This window comes from Chitinophaga sp. S165, assembly GCF_003182155.1.
GTDB lineage: Bacteria > Bacteroidota > Bacteroidia > Chitinophagales > Chitinophagaceae > Chitinophaga.
Genome location: NZ_QGTG01000001.1, coordinates 1,890,819 through 1,914,148 on the forward strand (window position 1 = coordinate 1,890,819; position 23,330 = coordinate 1,914,148).

19 protein-coding genes are annotated in these 23,330 nt (G+C 44.9%); 7 read left to right on the forward strand and 12 right to left on the reverse strand.

Annotated features, from left to right (window positions below; translation table 11 throughout):
- Positions 1-248 precede the first annotated feature (248 nt).
- The 3 genes from C7475_RS06920 to C7475_RS06930 form a co-directional block, all read right to left on the reverse strand.
- Entirely contained in the window at positions 249-989 is a 741-nt protein-coding gene (locus C7475_RS06920; protein ID WP_110052569.1) for an SDR family NAD(P)-dependent oxidoreductase, read from the reverse strand.
- Between the two features lie 193 nt (positions 990-1,182).
- The gene (locus C7475_RS06925; protein ID WP_110052570.1) at positions 1,183-2,259 is read right to left on the reverse strand and encodes a M48 family metallopeptidase; all 1,077 of its coding nucleotides are present in this window, start codon (positions 2,257-2,259) and stop codon (positions 1,183-1,185) included.
- A gap of 6 nt (positions 2,260-2,265) precedes the next feature.
- Positions 2,266-3,234 carry a YjgN family protein gene (locus tag C7475_RS06930; RefSeq protein WP_110052571.1) on the reverse strand — a complete coding sequence of 323 codons (969 nt, stop codon included), beginning with the start codon at positions 3,232-3,234 and terminating at the stop codon, positions 2,266-2,268.
- A 150-nt stretch (positions 3,235-3,384) separates the two neighbouring features.
- Here C7475_RS06930 and C7475_RS06935 point away from each other — a divergent pair, with 150 nt between their 5' ends.
- Both C7475_RS06935 and C7475_RS06940 read left to right on the forward strand, forming a co-directional pair.
- Entirely contained in the window at positions 3,385-4,062 is a 678-nt protein-coding gene (locus C7475_RS06935; RefSeq protein ID WP_110052572.1) for an alpha/beta fold hydrolase, read from the forward strand.
- A gap of 81 nt (positions 4,063-4,143) precedes the next feature.
- Positions 4,144-5,004: an alpha/beta fold hydrolase gene (locus C7475_RS06940; RefSeq protein ID WP_110052573.1), complete on the forward strand. Its 861-nt coding sequence runs from the start codon at positions 4,144-4,146 to the stop codon at positions 5,002-5,004.
- Between the two features lie 67 nt (positions 5,005-5,071).
- Here C7475_RS06940 and C7475_RS06945 read toward each other — a convergent pair whose 3' ends face one another.
- Entirely contained in the window at positions 5,072-6,175 is a 1,104-nt protein-coding gene (locus C7475_RS06945; RefSeq protein WP_110052574.1) for a metallophosphoesterase, read from the reverse strand.
- 267 nt (positions 6,176-6,442) lie between these two features.
- Between C7475_RS06945 and C7475_RS06950 the strand changes: the two genes are divergently transcribed.
- Both C7475_RS06950 and C7475_RS06955 read left to right on the forward strand, forming a co-directional pair.
- Positions 6,443-8,641: a hypothetical protein gene (locus C7475_RS06950; protein ID WP_110052575.1), complete on the forward strand. Its 2,199-nt coding sequence runs from the start codon at positions 6,443-6,445 to the stop codon at positions 8,639-8,641.
- Positions 8,638-9,414 carry an SDR family oxidoreductase gene (locus C7475_RS06955; RefSeq protein WP_110052576.1) on the forward strand — a complete coding sequence of 259 codons (777 nt, stop codon included), beginning with the start codon at positions 8,638-8,640 and terminating at the stop codon, positions 9,412-9,414. The genes C7475_RS06950 and C7475_RS06955 overlap by 4 nt, the downstream gene beginning before the upstream one ends.
- A 137-nt stretch (positions 9,415-9,551) precedes the next feature.
- On the opposite strand, the gene C7475_RS06960 is transcribed toward C7475_RS06955, so the two are convergent.
- The 5 genes from C7475_RS06960 to C7475_RS06980 form a co-directional block, all read right to left on the reverse strand.
- Positions 9,552-10,091, reverse strand: coding sequence for a hypothetical protein (locus tag C7475_RS06960; protein WP_110052577.1), 540 nt, complete (start codon positions 10,089-10,091; stop codon positions 9,552-9,554).
- Positions 10,092-10,438: 347 nt separating this feature from the next.
- Positions 10,439-11,422, reverse strand: a complete 984-nt coding sequence (locus C7475_RS06965; protein ID WP_110052578.1) for an aldo/keto reductase — start codon at positions 11,420-11,422, stop codon at positions 10,439-10,441.
- A 31-nt stretch (positions 11,423-11,453) separates the two neighbouring features.
- Positions 11,454-11,861, reverse strand: coding sequence for an NUDIX domain-containing protein (locus C7475_RS06970; protein WP_110052579.1), 408 nt, complete (start codon positions 11,859-11,861; stop codon positions 11,454-11,456).
- Positions 11,862-11,878: 17 nt separating this feature from the next.
- On the reverse strand, positions 11,879-12,613 hold the full coding sequence (locus tag C7475_RS06975) for a LytTR family DNA-binding domain-containing protein (protein ID WP_110052580.1): 735 nt from the start codon (positions 12,611-12,613) through the stop codon (positions 11,879-11,881).
- Positions 12,610-14,094: a sensor histidine kinase gene (locus C7475_RS06980; protein WP_110052581.1), complete on the reverse strand. Its 1,485-nt coding sequence runs from the start codon at positions 14,092-14,094 to the stop codon at positions 12,610-12,612. The genes C7475_RS06975 and C7475_RS06980 overlap by 4 nt, the downstream gene beginning before the upstream one ends.
- 201 nt (positions 14,095-14,295) lie before the next feature.
- Here C7475_RS06980 and C7475_RS06985 point away from each other — a divergent pair, with 201 nt between their 5' ends.
- The 3 genes from C7475_RS06985 to C7475_RS06995 all read left to right on the forward strand — a co-directional run bounded on the left by C7475_RS06985 (position 14,296) and on the right by C7475_RS06995 (position 19,174).
- Positions 14,296-15,198, forward strand: a complete 903-nt coding sequence (locus tag C7475_RS06985) for an ABC transporter ATP-binding protein (protein WP_110052582.1) — start codon at positions 14,296-14,298, stop codon at positions 15,196-15,198.
- The gene (locus C7475_RS06990) at positions 15,192-18,692 is read left to right on the forward strand and encodes a M1 family aminopeptidase (protein ID WP_158286441.1); all 3,501 of its coding nucleotides are present in this window, start codon (positions 15,192-15,194) and stop codon (positions 18,690-18,692) included. The genes C7475_RS06985 and C7475_RS06990 overlap by 7 nt, the downstream gene beginning before the upstream one ends.
- Positions 18,693-18,757: 65 nt before the next feature.
- Positions 18,758-19,174 carry a hypothetical protein gene (locus tag C7475_RS06995; RefSeq protein WP_110052584.1) on the forward strand — a complete coding sequence of 139 codons (417 nt, stop codon included), beginning with the start codon at positions 18,758-18,760 and terminating at the stop codon, positions 19,172-19,174.
- Between the two features lie 39 nt (positions 19,175-19,213).
- On the opposite strand, the gene C7475_RS07000 is transcribed toward C7475_RS06995, so the two are convergent.
- The 3 genes from C7475_RS07000 to C7475_RS07010 form a co-directional block, all read right to left on the reverse strand.
- On the reverse strand, positions 19,214-20,773 hold the full coding sequence (locus C7475_RS07000) for a M81 family metallopeptidase (RefSeq protein WP_110052585.1): 1,560 nt from the start codon (positions 20,771-20,773) through the stop codon (positions 19,214-19,216).
- 128 nt (positions 20,774-20,901) lie between these two features.
- The gene (locus C7475_RS07005; RefSeq protein WP_199236177.1) at positions 20,902-22,281 is read right to left on the reverse strand and encodes an ATP-binding protein; all 1,380 of its coding nucleotides are present in this window, start codon (positions 22,279-22,281) and stop codon (positions 20,902-20,904) included.
- 62 nt (positions 22,282-22,343) lie between these two features.
- Entirely contained in the window at positions 22,344-23,330 is a 987-nt protein-coding gene (locus C7475_RS07010) for a WD40 repeat domain-containing protein (protein WP_110052847.1), read from the reverse strand.

Consider the following 23,330-nt stretch of genomic DNA (forward strand, 5'->3'; position numbering starts at 1 on the left):
ACTGCAGAACGCTTAACTAAATATTCATCACGCTAAATTAAACTTCACAACATGAAAGCTTTAAAGTATTTTATCATAATAGCAGTAGTTGTTTCCGGATTAAGCAGTTGCCTGGTTGTTCGTGACAGGCCGGGTTATCATCATCCACGCCCTCACCATCATTATCATGGGCATGGACATCACAGATATTAATAGAAAAAGCCCCTCTGAAATGAGGGGCCTTCTGTTTACGTATTACCCAACCGGCATCAGGTAATCGAAAGCCCGCCGTCAACAGGCAATATAGTACCCGTTACCCATGTAGAGTCGGCAGTAACAAGCATTGCAACATGCGCTACTATGTCTGATACATTGCCTCTTCTCTGTAAAGGAATGGATGTTCTTTCGCTTTCATGAATGGCCTGGATGATCTCCACCGGCAGTCCTGCGTTATCCAGGACCGGCGTGTTGGTAGGACCCGGCGCTATTGCATTTACGCGGATACCATGCAGCGCCAGCTCCAGCGCCCATACCTTCGTCAGCATATTAATACCGGCTTTTGCAGCGGCATAAGCGCTGAGCTCCGGATAGACCTTTATTCCATGACTACTACTGATGTTGATGATATGTCCTTTAGTTGCTGTAAGGAATTCAATACAGCCGGAGCTAAGCAGTGAAGGAGCTATAACATGCGTGCGGTACATATCCGCCATTGACTTACTTTTGATCTGTTTCAACGGCGTCAGTTCCACATGACCAGCATTGTTAACAAGTACATCCAGTTTACCATCCCAGGTTGAACGGATGAACTGAAATATTTTTAATTCATCACCTTCTATAAGTGTGTCATACTCTAATGCATGCAGCCCGGGCATAGCGTTTGACAAAGCAGCAAGTTTCTCTTTATTTCTGCCTGTTATCAAAACCTGCCATCCTTCTGCATAAAAATATCGTGCAATTCCCTCTCCTATACCGGAAGTTCCTCCTGTGATCAAAATGCTCTTTTTCATAAAACTCACTGATTTTGATGCAAAGGAAGGCAGCAATGAGGGACTTTTCAAGAGCTTACCGCAGGGTAAGTGAATATAGTCAGGGTTGGTTTTAGCTATTTTGAAGCTTTTTCAAAAACGGATCCTGGGGCTTATAACAGAAAAATGACATTAGCCTTTTGACAATTATTCCAACTGGAGTTGACACCGGAGATTATTTATGATATCGCTGCTGCAATTGTTTGAACAAGGCATCCATTTTTTCATTGCTTTCAGCGCTGGCTGGATGTGCTTTAATATCCTGCTGTACGTAGCGGATGCGGTTATCGGTCAACGGATGGGTGCTGATAAACTCAGGGACCTTTATCTTCTGGTCCAGCTTCTTCAATTCCTGCATTAACCGCAGCATGCCCTGTTGGTCCAGGTGATTGCTGCGCATGGTTTTCAGGCCGGTGATATCTGCCTGTTCCTCATACTTGCGGGAATACGTAAGGCTATATATAGAGCTGGCATTAGCATACAGGATACTTGTAGCGTCTCCGACATTACTAAGCACTACAGACAACAACATTGTTGTACTCATGTCACGGCATAATTTTCTGACAGAGTGACGATGAGCGACATGGGCCACTTCATGAGATAACAGCGCGGCCAGTTCTTCTTTGGTTTTTAATTTCTCCAGCAATCCCGTATATACCATTACATAACCACCAGGAAGCGCATATGCATTCTCTATATTGCTGGGCACTACAGTAAAGACAAGTGAGTCAGGAGTATCCCATTTCATCTCTGCAGCAAATTTCGTCAGCAGTTGGCTGCCTGCTGTATCAATCTCTTCCAGCATACTCTGACGGGCCGTTTCACCGATCTTTTTATCAAAAGATCTTGGCAGCTGATCAACAATCCTGTCGGCACACCAGGGCAGTATAAAGAAATGTCCTGCAAGCAGGATACCGATCACTATGATCAATGAAATCAGACCGACCTTATAGCCACCACGCAATGCCAGTTCATGTAAACTGGCACCGCGTGTGTGTCTGTAAATCTGAAGGAATGTTTCTACAAAAACAGGGTCATGCACTTCCAGCGTACCCGCATCGTCTCCCGTAGAAGTGATACGGATAAAATTGCGGTCGCTTACCTGAACAGTGATCTCTGTAAAGAGCCATTGCAGCTTTTTAGCAGGCATACCTTCGCGGGCATGATCCAGCAACAGGCTCTCTGTGAAAATCTGAACAGTGACAGGAATTGCTTTTGCTACCTTGTGATCGTAAAAATCTCCTTTATACATGTCTTATTAAATAATGCTCAGGTCTAACATATCAGCCATATCCTCGCCGGTTGCGTTTCTATATTCTTCTTCAGTCTGAGCAAGTTCTGACAGGTCAACGTCTCCTTCTATTTCTACGTGTGACAGCAGGAATTGTACTGTACGCGTTTGAATCCATGCGTAACCAATACCCAATGTAAAGATAAAGATCAGTGCATTTACGATCAGCAGTCCGGCAAAATTGCTGCCAGTAGCCGTAGAACGTAATCTGAAGGTCTTTTCGCCCTGTACGAGACGCAGGTTATCGATGTAATAACTGAAAATTTCAGCCTGCCACCAGAACGAATAGATACCCAATGTCAGGACCGATAGGAAATAACCTTTCAGATTGATGAAGAAATAGTCAGTACCATTACCCTGGTAACGGAATTCGCCACTGCCGAAGCGGATATTTCCCAGCAGATAGTTACGGATGTTGATGGCTGCCCAGGAACTGTAAATGCCGATCGTAATAAGGGTCAGGAACATCTCTTTGATGAACAGTTTCACAAATTCATTCCTGTCGCCACGGTAACCGAAACGGATACCTCTCCAGGAGGTCCTTGACCAATGATAACGGCTCGCGCCATGAATAGCTACCGGCACTACCAGTAACAAAAAGGCGAGATAAAGCAGTCCTCCGATCAAAGGCAGTTTAAAGTAGGCAAGAACTTGCACTGCAATGATCAAAGCAAGGAAAATACCCATTGCTTTCAGGAACCCTTTGAACATCTCTTTACCAGTTCCGCTCCATGCAAAGCGGGAACCCTCCATTTCAGTAGAGGAATAGAGATATTGCAATTTCTTTGCTTTTGCCCAGGGGTAATACAAGCCCAACGTGATCATCGTTAACAGCCCGTTTAAAAAAAGAATGCCGAAATAAGTACCACCATCGCCGTGAAATGTTAATACGGGACGGCTGGTTACAGTGCCCGAAGGGCTGTACTGTTGTTCCATGTGTAGGGGATTAAGGTATAGGTTAATAATTAATATCATCAAATATATTAAATAATTTTATACTTCTCTTAACATCTGCGTGTAACAACAAAAATTGCCTTTCCTTTGTTCTTCAATCCATTACAGTAAAAAATCCATTAAATTCAGCGTATGAAACCATCCTTGTTAATACTCCATGGCGCCATAGGCGCATCACGCCAGTTAAAAGCTATAGCAGCCTCCTTATCCGAAAAGTATGATGTACATCTTTTTGATTTTCCCGGTCACGGGGGAAAGAAACTCCCCGAAGGACCGTTCTCTATTAAACTGTTTGCAACAGCTACACTGGAATATATCCAGGCAAATGACCTTCGCGAGCTGACCATTTTTGGCTATAGCATGGGAGGTTACGTCGCCATGTATCTGGCGAAACATCATCCGGGACTGATTAACAGGATTATTACCCTGGGCACTAAATTCCACTGGGACGAGACCACCGCCGCCAGGGAGATCAAAATGCTGGATACTGCTGTCATTACCGAAAAGGTGCCTGATTTTGCTGCTGTTCTGGCCGATCTGCATGCCCCCAACGACTGGAAGGAGGTTGTTCAGCGCACAGCCGATATGCTGACCGGAATGGGTAAAGACAATCCTCTGAAACCTGATGACTATAAGGACATTAAAACAGCGTCATTGATTATGCTGGGCGATAGAGATAAAATGGTGACATTTGAAGAGACGATCGCCACTTACAAAGCGCTGCCTGATGCAAAAATGGCTGTGCTTCCCGGCACTCCTCATCCGGTGGAAAAAGTAACGCCTTCATTGCTGGCATTCTTCCTTAGCTGAGTAACAAACAATTCCCCGTTTTCGGTGATCCCTTCATCAGATATTTTGTAGCACCTTTGTTCTCCAAACAAAACGAAGAAAATGCACCGTTACATTTTAACCCTCCTGCTGCTGACCGCATCAGGCCTTTACGCTTCAGCACAGGTGCTGAAAGCCGGAAAAACAACTACCAGCTACGGACATAATCCTTCTGCCGGCAAATATTATAACATCCGCAACTTCCGCATGTATTGTGAAGAATATGGAAGTGGCACTCCTATATTGCTGATCCACGGTAACGGCAGATCTATTGAAGATTTCAGGTACCAGATCCCCTTCTTTGCCAAAACCAATCGGGTAATCGTGGCCGACAGCCGTGCGCAGGGGCGTTCCACAGATCCTTCGGATAGTCTGACCTACGATATGATGGCGGAAGATTTCAATGCGCTGCTGGAGGCTAAACACCTGGACTCTGTTCAGGTGATCGGTTGGAGCGACGGAGGTATTATCGGTTTACTGCTGGCTATAAAACACCCCGATAAGGTCAAGAAACTGGCCATTAGCGGCGCAAACATAGCGCCCGATACCTTTGCAATAAATCCGGCACTGTTAAGCCTTGTAAAAGCAGATTATAATGATCTGCTGAACAAGCAGAATAAGACAGCTGAAGACAGGAATGATCTGAAATTAATGAGGATACTGGTAGAGGAACCGAATATTCCTGTATCAGCACTGGAAACTATAAAATGTCCCACATTGGTGATAGGCGGAGACCAGGATCTTATCAACCTGCAGCATACAGTGCTCATCAGCCGGCACATTCCGAAGTCATATCTATGGATCATTCCGGGTACAGGTCATAGCGGAGCTATTTCCCGTAAAGATGCTTTTAACAGCACCATTAAAGACTTTTTTATAAAGCCTTACCGCAGGTTGTCTACTACTGAAAGTATTTTCAACTAATACCACCTGCGTCTTTAATATAAGCAGGGACTACCGGCGAAAGGCTGATAGTCCCTGCATTTTTTAGTTATATTTCTATTGTAAAGGTATCTTCCAGTGTGGCTGTTACATCACTTCCCGGCGTACCGGGGTGGGGTATCGCATAATAATTACCGGTTAATGTCAGTCCTTTATCCCTTCTCTCCAGTGTGACCTTTAAAAAACCATGTTTATCATCACAGTAACTTTCAAGGTCAACGTTTTTTAATAAAGGATCTTCGTTGGTAAAACGGTTATCTTCAACAGATGCCACGGCATGTAATTCATCATAACCTCCTCCTCCGGCAACTATAAAACATATAGGTTTACCTTCAGGATAATTCCTTTTGAGGCGCTGGTAGTTGTGTACATGACCACTAAAGACTATGTCCGGCCGGATACCCGTTTCAGCAAAAACTGACTCCAGCAGTGTGATCATAGGAATGCTGGCCCCATGATTCACATCAGCAGAATAAGGCGCATGATGTATACATAAGATCACTGCTTTCCCCGGCCTTTCCCTATCTGCAGTCCTCAACTCTTCTTTCAGCCATTCCTTTTGCTCGTCCGTCACTATCCCGAATTTAGGCACATTACTGTGCATACCGATGATATTGGCAAGCGGCGTTGTCAGCGTCCAGTATACATTGGGTTGGACCATACTTTTCCTCTCAGAACCGCCACTAAAAGCCACCTGATGCGGGGCCGTATCACAAAATACGGTCATGAAGGCATCCAGGCTGTTGTAGGGCGCTACGTCAGGATTGACGTCACTGTCATGATTACCAGCTATAGCGAAGACTGGTCCCGGATATAGTTTATAAGGATCAAAGAACTGCCGCTGATACTGTGATGCCTCTCCATGATTATACACGACATCTCCGAGATGAAAAAGGAACTGTGGCTGATCATGCTTTGAAGAGTTCTGATACTGCCTGACCATTTGCCCTACTACCTTTTCCTGAAAATCGGGGCTGCGCATACTTCCCGTATCTCCCACCATATGAAATATCATTTTGTCATGGTTAATATCAGGTATAACATCCCGTATAGATAAATGATAAGGATAAGCACCACTTGGTTTAGGCAATGCTCTGAACTTGTAGGAGTCGTCTGGCTGATCTTTCTTTAGCACAGGTGTTTTATATCTCATGACAATAGCAATAGTACAGGATAAAGATAAGCGCAAAAACGACTACTAGGTAGTAGCATGACGTTAATGTCCGGAACAGATAGGTGCAATAGTTCCCGGAAATACTCTTCTGTCTGTTTATTACGCGCTACATACCATACCGGCTTTCTGATCCGGTCATTTAACTAAGGGGACCCTCCTGCATGGTACAGTACTTGTTGATACATAATTATCACCCTAAAACAGCAACAATCTCATGCTGAAACAGATCAAGTAAATGCATATACAATGGCAGGAGTAACACTATGGGCAGCAACTGCTATGAAGCAGCTTACCGGACATAACAGCGCTGTATTTTCAAGACAGCTGGGGCAGTACGAACTTTGTGGGTCCTCCGGTGAAGATTCATTCTGGATCACCGTCTCACTCAATACAAACATTAAAATCGCTTTCCGCACAGTATACTCTCCTGATGGCCCTGTCATTAGCAACATTGCTGAAAACGATGATAGTATCGTTTGCATGCTGACTTCATTAACGGGCACCTTTGAAGTTGAGATCAAGTTACCGGCGAAAGAGAAGCCGGTACTACACTATACAGTCCGCTTCCAGGCTGCTGTTCCCACAGCGATCCCCTTCTGGCCGAAAGACCTCCTTATCATTGAAGAAAGCTCCAGCCCACACGATAGCGAAGGCGAAGTTTATATCAGTCAAACAGGGATACGCAGCGGTTTAATATATGCAGGCATAAAAAAGCCTGAGAGCGGTTCGTTTCTATACCTGCAAAACTTTTCCGCCCTGGACGATTACTTCCAGACTACAACTACATCTGTCGGTGATACAGTCGGTGGAATGTGGCCTGAAATTGGTTTTTCCCTTCCACCTACAAAAGATAAACTATTACCGCCTGACAGGATGTTCACCATTGCGGATACATTTGTTGTATTCGACCCTGTTCGTCCGAACGACCAGTTTGCCATTGCCAGGCAGTTTATAGACCGGTTGGCGGATCTGTATATTCATCTTCCCGTTCCTGATACCACTTACCATGACTATCCTGATATTCTTAACAGATCGTTGAAAGATCTTGAAGATAATAAAGGCTGCTGGAGCTATCATAACGGCAAATCTTTTCTCAATGCTTACGTAAGCGATTATGCCAATCCTCCTGAGGTGATGGTACAGCTTGCAGTATTACTACCGCTCTTGGACTACTCGTCGTGGCAGGGGAAACATGTGCCGTTAATTGATATATTAAAAGAAGTCCTTCCGGATTTTCTTGACGAAGAGACTGGCATATTACACCGGTGGCTACCAGCCAGGGCGGATATGCTTGATGGTTCCGAACCTCATAAGCAGGCCAATGTAATGGACTCCTGGTATCTCTATCATCCTTTACTTAACCTCTCCAGAATGGCGTTGAGAGGTGACAAAGATGCAAAGACGTTATTCCTTAAATCGTTGGAATTCCCGATAAAAGTAGCCCGTCATTTTAACTACCGCTGGCCTGTTTTTTTTGACCTTAATACATTGGAAGTCATTAAAGAGGAAACTGCTCCCGGTCAGGGCGGAGAAAAAGATGTAGCAGGGATGTATGCGCATGTTATGCTGCAGGCCTGGGAACTGACTGGCGACAAACGCTATCTTTCCGAAGCGGAACAAGCTGCTCAGAGCCTTACTGCCTATGGCTTCAACATTATGTATCAGGCAAATAATACCGCGTTCTCGGCAGGCGCTATGTTAAGATTATACAATATAACAAAGAATGAATTGTATCTCGATCTTGCCTTTGTCTTTCTTGCGAATTTATTTGCAAATGTGGCCTTATGGCAATGCAGCTATGGATACCTGAAACATTTTCCACTATTCTTTGCACTCTTTCCGTTAACAAACGCTCCATACACTGCCGTTTATGAGGAACAGGAATGTTTCGCCGCATTTCATGATTTTCTACAGCATGCCAACGACGCGCCACTGGCACGCTCAGCTGCAATGCTAATGGCGGAATTTATCAGGCATTTCATTTACCGCGCTGTATATTATTATCCTCCATTATTGCCCGAGGCAATGCTTTCAGAAGAAGTTAAAACAGGAGAGGTGGACCCCAAGTTATGGGTGGCACTGGAAGACATTCATGATGGTTGGGAGAAATCCGGTCTTGTAGGCCAGGAAGTATATGGCGCCGGGCTTGCCTTTGGCATTTTACCCCGCCACTATCTTAAAGTGCCTGACGGCGATTTCCTGGTCTTTATAGACTACCCGACAGCAGAACATTGCATGGGAAACCGATTTCGGTTCAAAGTGCTTGGAGTGAAGGCACTTAGTTGCCGCCTCCGCATATTAAGTCTGAGCGGAAAACCTCTTTCCGGACTTACAGTCATAGCAGGAGAAGATAAACAGACCATTGAGGGTAAAATGACTACTGAAGGACATCTGGAATATACTATTCATGGAGATCAGATCATCGAAATAAATAAACAGCAATGACAACTAATATCACACACCAAGCATATACTGACTATCTATCGCAGAACATAAGCGGTAAGTCTATCCTGGTTACCGGCGGCACCACCGGCATAGGACGTGCTATCAGCCTGTTACTGGCTTCTATGGGAGCAAATATTTTACTTACCGGACTGGATCAGGCGCACCTCGAAGACACGCTCAAAGATGCAGGAAAGATTGACGTTGGTGACAAGATCCGTGGGATCATCGCAGACATGTCCACTTCCGAAGGCATTGAGAATATCTTTAATGAAGTGGACAAACGCTTCAAGGGACTCGATATACTGATCAATAACGCAGCATTGGCTTATCAAAGCATAGTTGATGGAAATTATAAAGAGTGGGAGTATATCATCAAAACAAACTTACTGGGCTATCTGGCCTGTAGCAATCGCGCTATTGAAAAGATGAAAGCACGTCAGGCTGGTCACATCATCAACATAGGATCTATGAGTGCTGATGTAAGAGAGAAAGGCAGTTCTGTGTATGTTGCCACGAAATCAGGAATCCAGGGCTTTTCTGAAAGCCTGCGAAAAGAGGTCAATGAATACGGCATCAAGGTAACCCTTATAGAACCCGGTGCAGTCGGGACAGATATGCAGCCCTCTTCACCGGAAGAACAACGGGAAAAAATAAAGAATCTTGAGATGCTAAAGGCAGAAGACATTGCATATGCCGTGGTATATTGTCTGGCTCAACCTTCGCGTTGCGATGTTGTGGAGCTGAAGATACGCCCGCACCTGCAAATGATCTGAGCTTATTGTCACAGCTACGCCTATCCACTTTTAACGTGGAACATCACATATCAAAATAATCCAAACCGGCTGGTAAATTAAGCGCATTTGAGAATGTTCCTTCACCAAAAGAAGCCATTCGTAAACGGTGAAGACCTTTATGTAAGCAACAATTCCTTTATTGTGCGATTGCCCGGCAAACTTTTCGCTACCACAATGACCTTACCACCCTCAGGCAATGTGGCTGCTTTATAATGCCAGTCTACTCCGTTCCGGCCCAAAAATGCCCGGCCGCTTTCTGTGATAACACCTTCTGCGTCTGTCACCCTTACCTCCACTTCTGCTACACGGAACTCATTTTGGGCAGTCACTACCACCTCATCACCTTCCAATCTGATATTCTGGACTTCGGGACTGCGGTAAGCATCCTTCACCGCTATGTTATAGGCATTTTGCCCCGGCCCTGCCAGCGACTGATAATAAGCCTTGATCTGAGGATCTTCCAGCATTATCTGCGCACGCATCGAAGCAATAGTCATCTTATGCCTTGCTTCCAACTGTTTTTGTGTAGGCTTTTTCTTTGATGGGCCGCGTTTCTTCGCCATAATGATCTGCCCATTCCTTTCGTAGATCGTGATCTGTTTGCCGAGGGTGCCCCGCACCAATTGCATGAGGATATTGTCTTTAACAATGGCCATAAAAAGGTCGTTTTGAGGTTATAATTACAAGGTTACTATATCTGTTTTCTAAGGTACGTAAAAGCTTACTAAAATGTTATTAAAATATCACCTAAACGTCACTTCAATATCGATTTGATATATAAATGACCTTTAAATACCCTTTTGGTGACCTTATGGTATGCTTGTATCAAGCAGATAGGAAGCCTATCAGAACACTTCAGAAGGATTAATTCTACTGGCGGAGGCTATTATCGAGGAATTTCCGGATCGTCAAACCCTCCGGTTCCGGACTACGATGCGTGGAGTAACGGATATGATCCAAAATAAGCCACGCCCATGATTTACCGGCGTGGCTTACTCTTTTATTAATAATGTCCCCTTATCTTACTATGGATCTGTTCATTGTATAACTTTCTCAGTTGCTCATGAACTGATGATGGTAACGGCTGTAAACCGGACGCTGCCACATTACTGTTCACCTGGCTGATCTTAGAAGCTCCAGGAATAACTGTAGTTACCTCCGGATGATCCAGTATCCAGCGGATCGCCCATTCTGCCATACGCTCATCCGGTAATAAGGTTTTGATATTACCAGCCAGTTTTACGCCTTCGCCAAACTCGATACCTGAAAAGGTCTCCCCCGCGTTAAATGACTCCCCGTTGGCATTATAATGACGGTGATCCTTATCCGCAAAAACAGTATCTTCTCTAAACTTCCCGCTTAGTAAGCCACTTGCCAGCGGTACACGTATGATAAGGGCCACACCTTTCTCTTTCGCTCTTGCAAAAACCTCGTCCGCCACATGTTGCCTGAAGAGGTTAAAAATGATCTGTAACGAAGCAAGCCCTTCCTGCTCAAGGCAGATCAACGCTTCTTCCGAAGTCTCAACGCTGGCGCCAAAATAACGGATCAATCCTTCCTGCTGCAATTTCCTTAAATTATCAAACACCTTTCCCGAACGCATTTCTTCTGTAGGAATACAGTGTAACTGTTCCAGGAACAATTGTGAAACGCCCAGGTGACGTAAAGATTCCTCCGCGTGACGTTTCATTGCGTCGTAAGTGAAGTTTTGAGGCCAGCCATTTCCCGCATCGCCTCTGCGCCCCAGCTTTGTCGCAACAAAGATCTCCTTATTCACCGACTGAAGGAATTTACCAATAATAGCCTCACTGACACCCATCCCATAGACGTCGGCAGTGTCTATAAAATTGCCTCCGGCGTCTGTATAGGCCTGCAGTATTTTTAATGCCTCATCTTCATTAATATTTCCCCAATCTGCACTTCCGAGTTGCCAGGTGCCAAGTCCTACTTCGGCAACCTGTACGTCTTTAAATGGTCTGTAATTCATAACTTATAACGATTTGTGAATGTTATGTGCGTTAATCTATGTAACCTTCCTGGTGTAATTTATTCAGTATTGCTATAACTCCGGGAGCCTGCGTCTCCTGCATTAAATAATCCGCTACAGAGAAGGACCGCACCTCCCCTATTTCCGCAGCCGGTTCAGGTACGATATCACGATGAAGCCAGTAACAGTCCTGTTCCATGATAATACCTTCCTTCTCACCAAACGCAGGAGCTGTTATATGCGTATAATAGACCAGCTCCTGCTCTGTCATGCTCACATTCAGTTCTTCCGCTATTTCCCTGCATAATGCCTGGGTTTCTGACTCTCCCTCGTCTACTTTTCCACCAGGCAAATAAAAACATTTCTTATTCTTACTGTAAGCCAGTAAAAGTTTCCGTTGCTGAACTGATAAAAGCCCAACTGTTTTAAGTGCCTTCATTTCAATTAATTATTGTATCATGTTCCCTGACCGTTCACCAGTTCCTTCACTACATGTTTGTAATTTTTCCCCAGAGGCAATTGCGCCCCATTCTTCAGGTTAATGGTATTTCCCTCAATATAGCGTACAAATTTTTTATTGAGGATATAAGATTTATGAATACGGACAAAGGTATCGGCTGGTAACTGACTTTCAAAGCTGCTCAATGTCCTCGGCGTCAGCAGGAACCGTTGTTCCTCCCATACCTTAACATAGTTACCCAGGCTTTCCAGGTAGTATACATCTTCCAGATTGAGGAGGACCTGTTTTTTGTCTGATTTAATATAGATCTGAGATGGGCTGGGCGTTGTAACTGTTGGTGCAGCAGGCACCACACCCGCCGCCTGCTGTTTCAATGTATAGTTCGACAATGCCTTATTGGCGGCTTTCAGAAAGCGGTCAAAACGGAAAGGTTTCAACAGGTAGTCGCACACATCCAGTTCGAAACTTTCCAGCGCATGTTCTTCGTAGGCAGAAGTAATAATGACGAGTGGCCGCTGTTGTAATGTTCTTAAGAAATCCAGACCGTTCAGTTTAGGCATACGGATATCGAGGAAGATAAGATCTATCGTATGCCTGCTGAGAAAATCGAGCGCTTCCATAGCCCTGTAACATTGTCCGCAATTCTCCAGGAACGGTACATCTTCCATATATCGCAGGATGACATCATGTGCCAGCGGCTCATCATCTACTATTAAACATCGTAAACTCATGAGAGGTCCAGTTGCATTTCAGCCTTAAATGTATGATTTTTTACAGCAGTTTTCAGGACATGCCTCCCGGGAAACAGTAATGCCAGGCGCTTTCTGAGGTTGTCCAGTCCTATTCCGGTATTTCCGCCAGCGCCAGGTTCAAAGGAGTTCTCACAGCTGAAATATAACTCCTTGTCGTTACATGTCAGGTGCAGGTGGAGAAAAGCAGGACTGTCTGCCGGTTCTATTCCATGTTTAAACGCATTCTCAATAAAGACGATCAGCAGCATAGGTGGTACCGGCTGCATCTCATTACCTATATCCCGGTTAAACCGGAGGTCCAGTGGCATCCTCAAACGTATCTGCTGCAACTGCAAATAATCTTCAATGTATCTGATCTCTTCCTGCACAGGAACCGTCACTTCATTCCCTTTATAGATCACATAACGCATCAGCTCCGACAATTGCAGAATGCTTTCCGGTGTCTGCTTTGACTGCTGCAGGCTTAAGGCATATAAATTATTTAATGTATTGAAGAAGAAATGAGGGTTTAATTGTTGCTTCAATAAGTCCAGCTCTGTGCGGTTCTTTTCCTTCTCCAGCGAAACAATGCGATTGTTCTGCTTCGCCCATTGCATCGCCAGTACAACAGGCAGCGTTGAAAAGACAATCAGCAATCCTCCGAAAGCATTCTCCAGTATAAAGGGATTATCTGAAAATATTCCTCCAAGCAAATTATTAACAGGCAGGAATAACAAAAGCTGTCCCATAACAGGATAAAGAATAGCGATTGCGGCAAATACACTCATTAGATAGATCACTATACCTTTTTCCTTCAGCACCTTGCCCACCAGCAACTTACTATTGATATAATATAACAGATAACCGCACAGATACATAAACATGAATTGCGCAATGAAACTAAAAAAAACGCCGGCCCTTGTAATGATCTTGTGCAGATCAAACTCAAAGCCGATCAGCAATTGATCTTTCTTATGATATAACGGATTATCAAGGCTGGACACAGCCATTGCAGAAAGTGTAATGGCTATAAGCAACAGACTTACCAATACAGCTTTATTAAGACTGATCTTTTTAAACCATTCTGAATGACTGGCCCGTCGCTGCAGGAAGCCAAGCGCAGACAATAACAACTCCAGCGAAATACAGTACAGCGCACTGGTCACAAACAAACTTTCCGGCCGTGCACCTGGTTTAAAAACAACACACAAAACGGTAGCCACAGGTACACAAATCCCAAAGCAAAGCAGCCAGTAAAGCAAATACTGCCTGCGCGGCAGTACCTGCTGCCAATGGTTCTTGTACCAATAGAATATAAAGGCTGGTAATTGTGCAAGCGCTAACACACAAAAGTTTATAAAGTATTCTTCCCAGGTAACAGGACGTTCCCCAAGGATACCGATCCATATCAGCAACCCGCTTAGTAGCCAGACTTCCAGCCGGCCCACCACGAATCCCGGTCTTTCATTTACTGCATTCATATCATCAAACAGGTAAAAAAAAGCTTATTCACGCACCTGCACAAATATTAATGACGAACGTCCTGCTTTTCATGACGTACGTCTTTAATAGCGAAAATACTCAGATACCGGTCGATCATCATCTTCTTCTGTTCCTTCCTCATTTATAGTTGAGCACTTTATTGCGGAACGCTAGTTTGCGGCCATATTCAAAATACACCTATGTACAGACTAGAGATAAGACATCTGACTAAAAGCTACAATAACAATGTCAAAGCGCTGGATGATATCTCGCTGAATATTTCCAATGGCATGTTCGGACTACTGGGACCTAACGGTGCAGGCAAATCGTCTTTAATGCGCACGTTGGCTACTTTGCAGTTACCTGACAGCGGACAAATATTATTTGATGGCATGGACATCTGTAAACACCCACAGAAGCTGCGTAATCAACTTGGTTATCTGCCGCAGGACTTTGGCGTTTATCCTAAAATGTCGGCATTGTCCCTCCTGGAGCATTTTGCAGTGCTGAAAGGATTGCTCAACAAAGCCGAAAGAAAAGAGCAGATACTTGCCCTGTTACAACAGACCAATCTCTACGCCGTAAGAAAACAGGCTGTCAGCACTTTCTCCGGAGGGATGCGGCAAAGGTTTGGTATCGCGCAGGCATTACTGGGCAATCCACAGCTGATCATTGTAGATGAACCGACAGCAGGTCTGGACCCTCAGGAACGTAACCGTTTCCATGACCTGCTCAGCGAGATCGGAGAACAGGTAGTCGTTCTGCTCTCCACACACATTGTGGAGGACGTACATGATCTATGTCCTGAAATGGCAGTATTAGCCCATGGGAAAGTCATAATGCAAGGGAAGCCCGTTTCTTTGACAGATAGCCTGACCGGAAGGATCTGGCGAAAAACGGTCTCTAAAGATGCTCTTTCGCATTACCAGTCGTCTTTCAATATTATTTCTACACGGAGGATAGCTGGCAGCATACAATTACACCTGCTGTCCGACGAATGTCCTGACCGCGGGTTTGAACCTGTCCGCCCTGATCTCGAAGATGTCTATTTTTCGGCATTACTGGGAGCACAATGTTCCGGAAAGGAGGGTGTTGTATGTTAAGCGCCATCCTTAAATTTGAAGTTTTATATCATTTCCGGCAGATCACCTTTAAGATAGCGCTCCTATTGTTCCTGGGTCTTGGATTGCTGATTATACATGGTAATTTCGGTGGCAGCGAGATACATGCCAATGCCCCGTATGTCATCACTACTATCGTTGGTTTCCTTTCTCTTTTCTCAATCTTCGTATGCACGGTATTCTGTGCTAACGTTGTTTTAAGGGACACCACCTACAAGATGGACGCAGTATTATTTACAACTGCCATCAAGCGACTTCCTTATTTCTCTGTCAGGTTTCTTGGGCTGCTGCTCGCTGTTCTGCTTGTGCTCTGCGCCGCCATTGCCGGTATCTTAACAGGTTCCTTGCTGATGGATGCGACCCGGCAAGGAACATTTGATCCGCTGTACTTCGTTCAGCCGCTATTGGTTTTCGGACTTCCTAATATCCTGTTCGTTTGTAGTATTATTTTCTGCACCGCTATGCTGACACGGAATATCCGGGCTATTTATGCGGCTGGATTACTGCTATATATCCTGTATAATGTTGGCGCTATACTCGGCAACTCACCAATATATGCCAGTTCTGCATTGAGAACCGGAGGACCGGATCTCCTCACCTTATTGACCGATCCCTTCGGATTGGCTATTTTCTTTACAGATACTCATTCCTGGTCAGTATTGCAACGTAATGAACAGCTATTACCTATTCGCGGGTTATTACTGCAGAATCGCCTGTTGTGGGCGGCATTTTCGTTTGTGCTGCTACTTATCACCTACAGATCTTTTGCATTTCGCATACAACTGCCTGCGAAGACAAAGTCACCCGGAACAGGTAATAAAATAATAGCCGCAATCCCCTACAACAGTCAACAGGTGCATCCAGCCGGATTTATCTATACCTTAAAAAGCTTTTGCTCCCAGTTCCGACTGGAGGCTATATCTGTATTTAAACACATCCCTTTCCTGGTGATGATAGCCCTATGGATCTTTATCTTCACTATCGAGTTAAAGGACAATTTATTCAGCGGCGCCTATGGCATTCACTTCTACCCGGCAACCAGTATCATCGTGGAATCCTTGTTATCCATAAAACCTGCTATGTTGTTAATCATCTTCTATACCGCCGAACTTTCTGCCCGTGAGCGTACAACAAACTCACAGCTATTGCTTTACGCCACACCTGTACACAATGCTGTCATATGGGCCGCCAAATGTTGTACACTAGGCCTGCTGATTGCAACGATCATCTCTGCCAATATTATTGTAGGAGTAGTGATGCAGTTCAGTAACGGGTATCTGCATCCGGACCTTCCGCGGTATATTTCACTATTTTATTACAGCGGCTTTCCATTGTTCCTTTTTGCGGTCCTGGCGCTCTTTATCCAGACTTTAGTTCCTAATAAGTACCTGGGGATGCTACTGAACCTTTTAATTGCTGCTGTCATCATATTCAGTCGCCGGCTGGGAATAGAACATTACCTGCTACGTTACGCCAGTGTACCTGATATGCAAAACTCGGGCATGAACAGCTTTGGCCATTATGCTTCAGCATTCAACTGGTATATGTTATACTGGTCAGCTTTTGCTGCATTATTAGCATTACTGTCCGTCAGCCTCTGGCAAAGAAGTCAGTATATCAACAACAGTTGGCGATTACTCAGGTTCAGATTAATATGGTTGTTTCCCATTCTCGCCTTTCTGATCGCAGGTGCCTTTATCTTCTATAAAACCAATATTCAGGGCGGATATAAAAGCAGCAGGGAAAAACAGGACTGGCAGGCCAGCTATGAACACCGGTACAGGACATTGGCAAATCTTCCACAACCATTTATCACTTCCGTAAAAACAACCGTAGACCTCTATTCTGATGAGGCGAAATATATCGTGAAAGGCACCTATAAACTCATCAATACATCCGGCGTTCCCCTCTCTCGGATCTGGGTGAGCGTACATCCAGAAGTAACATACTGTAACATTCACCTTCCAGGCGCCAGCCGTGAAGTATATGACAAAACATTCAACCAGCATTTATATGATCTTAAAACACCCCTGCTACCTGGAGCAGAAACAACCTTACAATTCTCAATGGAAGTTGTGCGTTCCGGCTTCACTTCTTTTAACACAGAACATGCTGTTGCAGACAATGGCACTTATATTGAGCTGGAAAAATATGTCCCTTCTCTAGGATACAACAGCAGCTTTGAACTTAGCGATACGTCCCTCAGAAAGGAGAAAGGACTGATGGCGAAAGTTCCTGATCTACCGGCAGATAGTGCCTACCATCTTATTGATATCGAAACTACCATATCTACTTCTCCGGATCAATATGTTGTAACAACAGGCACTTTAAAAAGAACATGGTCAGCCAACAACCGTAATTACTTCCAGTATAAAACAGAAGTACCTGTTAACTTTATGTTTGCTCTCAGCAGCGCAAGGTATGACGTTAAAAAAGAGACCTACAGAGGTGTGGAATACCGTATTCTCTTCCATCCTGGACAAACAGTCAACCTGACTGTTATGATGCGGGCAATGAAAGACGCAATAGATTATTGTACGCAGCATTTCGGACCTTATCCGTATAAACATCTGACACTGGCAGAAATTCCACAATACAAAGGTGCGGCAACGGCCTACCCCGGCGTAGTATTCAGTGCTGAGAATATCAACTTCCAGGGCAACTTCAACGACAGTAACAAGATCAACTATGGATACGGTATCCTTGTTCACGAAATAGCACATCAGTGGTGGGCAAACAAACTAGCCCCGGTTTATCAGCCAGGCTCCCCACTACTCACGGAAACGCTTGCACAATACACGGAAGCTATGTTGGTAGAACAATCTTTTGGAAGGCAGTTCATGAGAAGATACCTCCAGACGGAAAATCAATTGTACTTCTCCCAACGTTATCCTGATGAAAAAGAATTACCATTGGCAAAGACATACGGGCAAGCGTTCGTACATTATCAAAAAGGTAGTTTAGCCATGTATGCACTGAAAGAGGCATTAGGCACACAACGGATAAATGAGGCGCTTCGCCGCTTGTTGGATAAACATGCTTCTCCGGGAACAAGAGCCACTGCTGATGACCTGATAAACGCATTAAGTCAGGGAGCATCACAGACTGAAGTAAAGCTTATTAAGGACTGGCTGGAACGGGTGATCACCTATTCGCTGAAAGTGGAAGTAATGTCGTCTAAACGGCTGTCCAACGGACAATACGATCTGCAGTTAAAAGTTCAGATAGCCAAAACAGACGATGAGCACAACCGCCCAATTCCCGTAGATGATGAAATAGACATCGCTGTCTCCGACCGGAATACTGAAGATGGTAACTGGCTCAACAAGCCATTATATCTGCATAAACATCATTTCACACAGGCAACGACCATTTTAAATATCACCTTAAACAAGCCGCCAAAGATGGTCGCTGTCGACCCGTATGCTTACTTGCCGGATGCAGACCAATCGGATAATCTGGCTGCGCTGAAATAAATACTGCCATCGTTTCCAATTTAGAAAATGTCCATACATTTACAGTAGTATAAACCATGCGACTTATGCAAAAGGATTATATCCTGGAAATGATCGAAGAATTAGGAAGGGTTTTGAGGGCCGTTATAAGCGCGAAGAAAAGCGAGCCGGCAAGAGCATTGCAGAGTATCAAGACCGTATTTACCGCTACTAAATTTGAGACAAAAGACTTCTTCGATAGCCTGAACGCAGGTGAGTTGGAAGCATTTATCAGGGAAAAGAACATTCATTACTCCACCCTCGATACTTTGACAGACCTCCTGTTTGAGGAAGCGGATATCAGGCTGGACATGGGAGAATATACAACTGTACAACGACTTATCAATAAAATTGATTTCCTGGTCACCTACATTGCTGAAAAAGAAGCTGAAGCAAAGGTGCTTTCGTTGAAACGCGGCCCGCAAAAGGAAAGATTACAATTTCTACGAACAAGTCTTAAATAAATAAAGGCGTATGTGTCAGATACATACGCCTTTATTATTCTATTTCAGTTTATCTGATGCCGGTACCAGCTTGGCCGACAGATCAGGTTCTTTCATCTCTTTGTCCAGCGGAAACATAGGGCGTTCTATCCTTTTATACGGCAACCGCTCCAGGTCCTGGTCCACCCCACCCGGTGTAAGGGCGAGTATCCAGTCCGCCCGCATATTATATAATTCAGGTTCCAGGTAACCGATCTTCACCACAACGATATCGGATTTTCTCGGGTTCAGCCCCAGCCTGGTGAAGTCCTTTTCCTTATGATAAGGTTTACGTTTCTGTGTTACGATCACATGCACACTACCTACTTTTACTACCACTTCCACTTCAGCATCCCTATCCCCTTTTTCTATCGACTCTACGGTCCCTGACAGCCGTACAGGCGGCGCATAACGGGCATCTACAGCAGCACCAGCCAGACCATCTACCTGACCTCCTACACCAACGGCCATCGCTTTTTTAATCAGCTCAGGACCAGGAATAGAGGCATATATCAATGAGGGGCCGTTCTCTGACTTAAACTCTTTACGTTTCAGGATCTCAGTTAAAGTCCAGGTTACGTCACCAGCGCCGCCCGCTGTAGGATTATCACCTGAATCACTAATAAAGAAAGGATGTTTGGAACTGGCGATAGCCTTATTCAGGCTTCCCTCCAGATTATCGGTAGGCGCTACGAAAGCATAGCCCGAACGCGCATCCCAGAAGCTTTTAGCCAGCTGTTCGGCTGTACGCGATACTTTTTCCTTATCATCACCGGTTACCATTACTACAGCGTGATTACGCGGCTCGTCTGCCCAGGCATAACCGACCCAGATAGCAGCGTCAATAATGCCTGGTTGTGCAGCAGCCGGCGCTACCGCTTTATATACTGTTTTTGCAGGTTCTATACGGGTACTGGTCTTTTCTCCCGGCAGTAATATCGGGATCGGTATCCAGGCTTTAAATGCCGGTTTCCCCTTACCGCTTTCTATCCTGTCCAGCAGGTTTTGTACTGCCCTCCTTTTAGTTTCCATGGCATCTTCATGCGGCGCCATCCGGTAACAGGTGATCAGGTCCGTATTTTCAGCCAGCCGCCAGGAAACATTACCATGCAGGTCCATAGACGTGGATATGATCGTTTTAGTACCGATCACCTTGCGGATCCGCGTGATGAAATCTCCTTCCGGATCGTCCAGTCCAACTACACTCATAGCGCCATGTATATCGAAGAACAGGCCGTCGTAAGGTGCATTCTTCTGCAGAGAGTCCAGTATTTGTTTCACCAGCGACTCGTATGCTTCGCGGGTTACAGCGCCTCCCGGCAAAGATTTACCTATCAGCGCCGGTACCCACACCGCGCGTTGGCGCAAAGGAGAATCGACCCCGAAAAAGGGATAGGTTGTGAATACCTGCGTTCCATATTTAGCATGGAACGCTTCTTCCTTCGTCAATGCAGGAGAAAATGTACTGGACTCTATCGCCAGACCGGCAATAGCAATTCGGGGAAGTGACTTCGTTTGTGCATGTACTGAAATACATACCAAAGAATAACACGACGTCATTAGCAGGAAGACACGCTTCATATATAAGATTTTAACAGATAAATCCGGGAATCCAGGAGCAGTCAAAATAGTTAAAAACCCCCTTATTTTGTAATAAAGGTTTGACTGACCCTAATGCTATTTAAGCATAACCGGCCTGTTAATGGTCCTTACTTGTATATCTTGCCTTCCTTATTAAATTCCCTGATCAGGCCTTCTTCCAGGTCATTTGCAGATACTGGCGAGATCTGACCGTCTTTCTGCATATTCTTCAGAAAACAATACTGTGCAACGTTGATAATAGAAGCCCCGGAAATTTCATGCATGGCAGATACTTTATCCAGTATCCCCTCTCTTTCCATCATATGGTCGGGCAGGATCATTTTCCAGAGTTGCAGGCGCTCTGCCTGGTTAGGCATAGGGAATTGTATGATAGACTGAAAACGCCTGGAAAAAGCGGGATCAATATTATTTTTAAAGTTGGAAGCCAGTATCACCAGACCATTATAGTTTTCAATGCGCTGTAACAGGTAGGCGATCTCCTGATTGGCGTATTTATCATGTGCATCCCTGATATTTGTACGCTTGCCGAATAATGCATCGGCTTCATCAAAGAACAGTATCCAGTTCTTATGTTCTGCTTTGTCAAATAAGTGAGACAGGTTCTTTTCTGTTTCTCCAATGAACTTGGATACCACCAGCGACAGATCAATACGGAATACATCGAAGTCCTCCTGTGTATTGTCCGGATCTTCCGCTGGATCACGTTTTCCAAGCAGACACGCGGAGAGTGTCTTACCTGTTCCCGGAGGACCATAAAATAACGCACGATAACCTGGCTTCAGACGCTTATTGGTGGCTCTTAGCTTATCTTTCAGGCGTAACCATTTCTTCAGTTCCTGCAACTGCTCCATTGTCTGTGCGTTCAACACAAGGTCCTGCCAATCCAACGGCGTCGTAATACTTTCAGCGGGAAAATCGTTCCCAAAACGTGGCTTCGCATAGGAACCCGTCAGGAACAGATCAATGTACTCCTGCGACATCACTATCTTTCCGCTCATGGCCGGTTCTCCTTCTTCCGGCTTTTCCAGCCATAATACCTGCCGTTTTGCAAAGAGATGTGATTCGCCCAGCAGTTGCATCTTACTGATGCGGACAGACAGGTCCATCCCTGCCAGCAGGAATAAAAAGGTATCTCCGGTTGGCAATAATCCCCGGAACTGCGTGCCTTTCACACAACCGATCAGTGGAAAATCACCCTTATCTACCAGATATTCGTGAATAAGGTCTTCAAAGAATACTGCATTGATATGCGGAGCCAGTGCCATAATAAGCAGTAGCTGCGCGTCTTTATCCAGTTCATTCTCCTGGATGAATTTTGTTAGTGGGGCATCGGGCCAGGCAGTGCCTGGCTGAATATTTTCATCTGGTATTGTGGGGACTGTTCCGGTTTCGGCGCCAAAATACTGGGACAGCCGCTTCCGCATTTCGGTTTGCAGCCATGTGAGGTACTCCTGCAAGGCTGCTGCATTCATGGTATTATCAATCATAACTCTGAGGCTAATTCAAACTATTTTATTCTGTACGGGTTTCAACTAATACGGTACGATCATCAGGTCAGAAATTCTGTGATATCAGTAATAACAACTCTTCCATCCATCCCTCCTGAAATCAGCTGTTTTCCATCGGCACTGAATTGGAGCGCCTTTACTGCGTCCTCATGTATATCTTTTTCCATCAGGAACTCACCAGTCGATATACTTCTGAGAAACACTTTCCCTCCTAACCCACCAATAGCAAAAAAGCGGGAAGACGGATGAAAAGTAAAGCCGGATGAACCTTCAAAATCTTCATTCAGATATTGCGGCAACAATCTTTCCATTTCCGGCAGTTCCCAAAGCAGATCAGCATATGGCAAACGTGCTGTCACGTAAAGATACTTTTCCGATTTATCTATCTCTATATGACCTGCCTGCAAAACTCCTCCGGGATATTGCTCTTTGCGCTTTCCGGAGCTGATATCATAGACAGAAAACTTATTGTCGTTGTTCCCGGTTATAATGACGGCGCTGTCCTGTTTAAAAAACGCTGCTCCTGCAGGCAGATTACCATAAGAAGCTGTCTGTACCCAATCCGGCATCTTATAATAATCCTTAACGACTTCCGCAGACAGGCCTTTCGTAGTGTCAAAGGCTTTATACTTGTTATAGCTCCACAACTCGTCATCATTACTATCCAGCACAGATACTTCCCTGCCTACGACCAGCAACAGGTCCTTATGGGCGGCATAACGCACTTTCTGAGGACTGTCGAAAGGGATCTCCTTCTGCAGGTACATATCCTTCATGTTAAAAAACCTGATATAGTCTATCGCGATCAGATAGGCCAGTGTATCACTATGTCTGTTAAAGGAAAGGCTCAATATACTGGATACGTTTCCGGCCTCCTCTTCTACTACACATTCCCAGGTGTCTGTATTCCAGATCGTCAGACTGGGATTACGGTCTTTGTCAACGAGTTTGCCAACTGCCAGCCATTTTCCATCAGGGCTGACTGCCATGCTTAATACCGGTCCTTTGTTCTTGAATTTTAGTTCCAT

What these genes read in the sequence shown, in the direction of transcription:
- C7475_RS06930 (WP_110052571.1), bottom strand. Translation starts at nt 3,234, where the DNA reads ATGGAACAACAGTACAGCCCTTCGGGCACTGTAACCAGCCGTCCCGTA.
- C7475_RS06995 (WP_110052584.1), top strand. Translation starts at nt 18,758, where the DNA reads ATGCAAAAGGATTATATCCTGGAAATGATCGAAGAATTAGGAAGGGTT.
- C7475_RS06920 (WP_110052569.1), bottom strand. Translation starts at nt 989, where the DNA reads ATGAAAAAGAGCATTTTGATCACAGGAGGAACTTCCGGTATAGGAGAG.
- C7475_RS06940 (WP_110052573.1), top strand. Translation starts at nt 4,144, where the DNA reads ATGCACCGTTACATTTTAACCCTCCTGCTGCTGACCGCATCAGGCCTT.
- C7475_RS06980 (WP_110052581.1), bottom strand. Translation starts at nt 14,094, where the DNA reads ATGAATGCAGTAAATGAAAGACCGGGATTCGTGGTGGGCCGGCTGGAA.
- C7475_RS07000 (WP_110052585.1), bottom strand. Translation starts at nt 20,773, where the DNA reads ATGAAGCGTGTCTTCCTGCTAATGACGTCGTGTTATTCTTTGGTATGT.
- C7475_RS06925 (WP_110052570.1), bottom strand. Translation starts at nt 2,259, where the DNA reads ATGTATAAAGGAGATTTTTACGATCACAAGGTAGCAAAAGCAATTCCT.
- C7475_RS06985 (WP_110052582.1), top strand. Translation starts at nt 14,296, where the DNA reads ATGTACAGACTAGAGATAAGACATCTGACTAAAAGCTACAATAACAAT.
- C7475_RS06965 (WP_110052578.1), bottom strand. Translation starts at nt 11,422, where the DNA reads ATGAATTACAGACCATTTAAAGACGTACAGGTTGCCGAAGTAGGACTT.
- C7475_RS06975 (WP_110052580.1), bottom strand. Translation starts at nt 12,613, where the DNA reads ATGAGTTTACGATGTTTAATAGTAGATGATGAGCCGCTGGCACATGAT.
- C7475_RS07010 (WP_110052847.1), bottom strand. Translation starts at nt 23,330, where the DNA reads ATGGAACTAAAATTCAAGAACAAAGGACCGGTATTAAGCATGGCAGTC.
- C7475_RS06955 (WP_110052576.1), top strand. Translation starts at nt 8,638, where the DNA reads ATGACAACTAATATCACACACCAAGCATATACTGACTATCTATCGCAG.
- C7475_RS06970 (WP_110052579.1), bottom strand. Translation starts at nt 11,861, where the DNA reads ATGAAGGCACTTAAAACAGTTGGGCTTTTATCAGTTCAGCAACGGAAA.
- C7475_RS06950 (WP_110052575.1), top strand. Translation starts at nt 6,443, where the DNA reads ATGGCAGGAGTAACACTATGGGCAGCAACTGCTATGAAGCAGCTTACC.
- C7475_RS06990 (WP_158286441.1), top strand. Translation starts at nt 15,192, where the DNA reads ATGTTAAGCGCCATCCTTAAATTTGAAGTTTTATATCATTTCCGGCAG.
- C7475_RS06945 (WP_110052574.1), bottom strand. Translation starts at nt 6,175, where the DNA reads ATGAGATATAAAACACCTGTGCTAAAGAAAGATCAGCCAGACGACTCC.
- C7475_RS06960 (WP_110052577.1), bottom strand. Translation starts at nt 10,091, where the DNA reads ATGGCCATTGTTAAAGACAATATCCTCATGCAATTGGTGCGGGGCACC.
- C7475_RS06935 (WP_110052572.1), top strand. Translation starts at nt 3,385, where the DNA reads ATGAAACCATCCTTGTTAATACTCCATGGCGCCATAGGCGCATCACGC.
- C7475_RS07005 (WP_199236177.1), bottom strand. Translation starts at nt 22,281, where the DNA reads ATGATTGATAATACCATGAATGCAGCAGCCTTGCAGGAGTACCTCACA.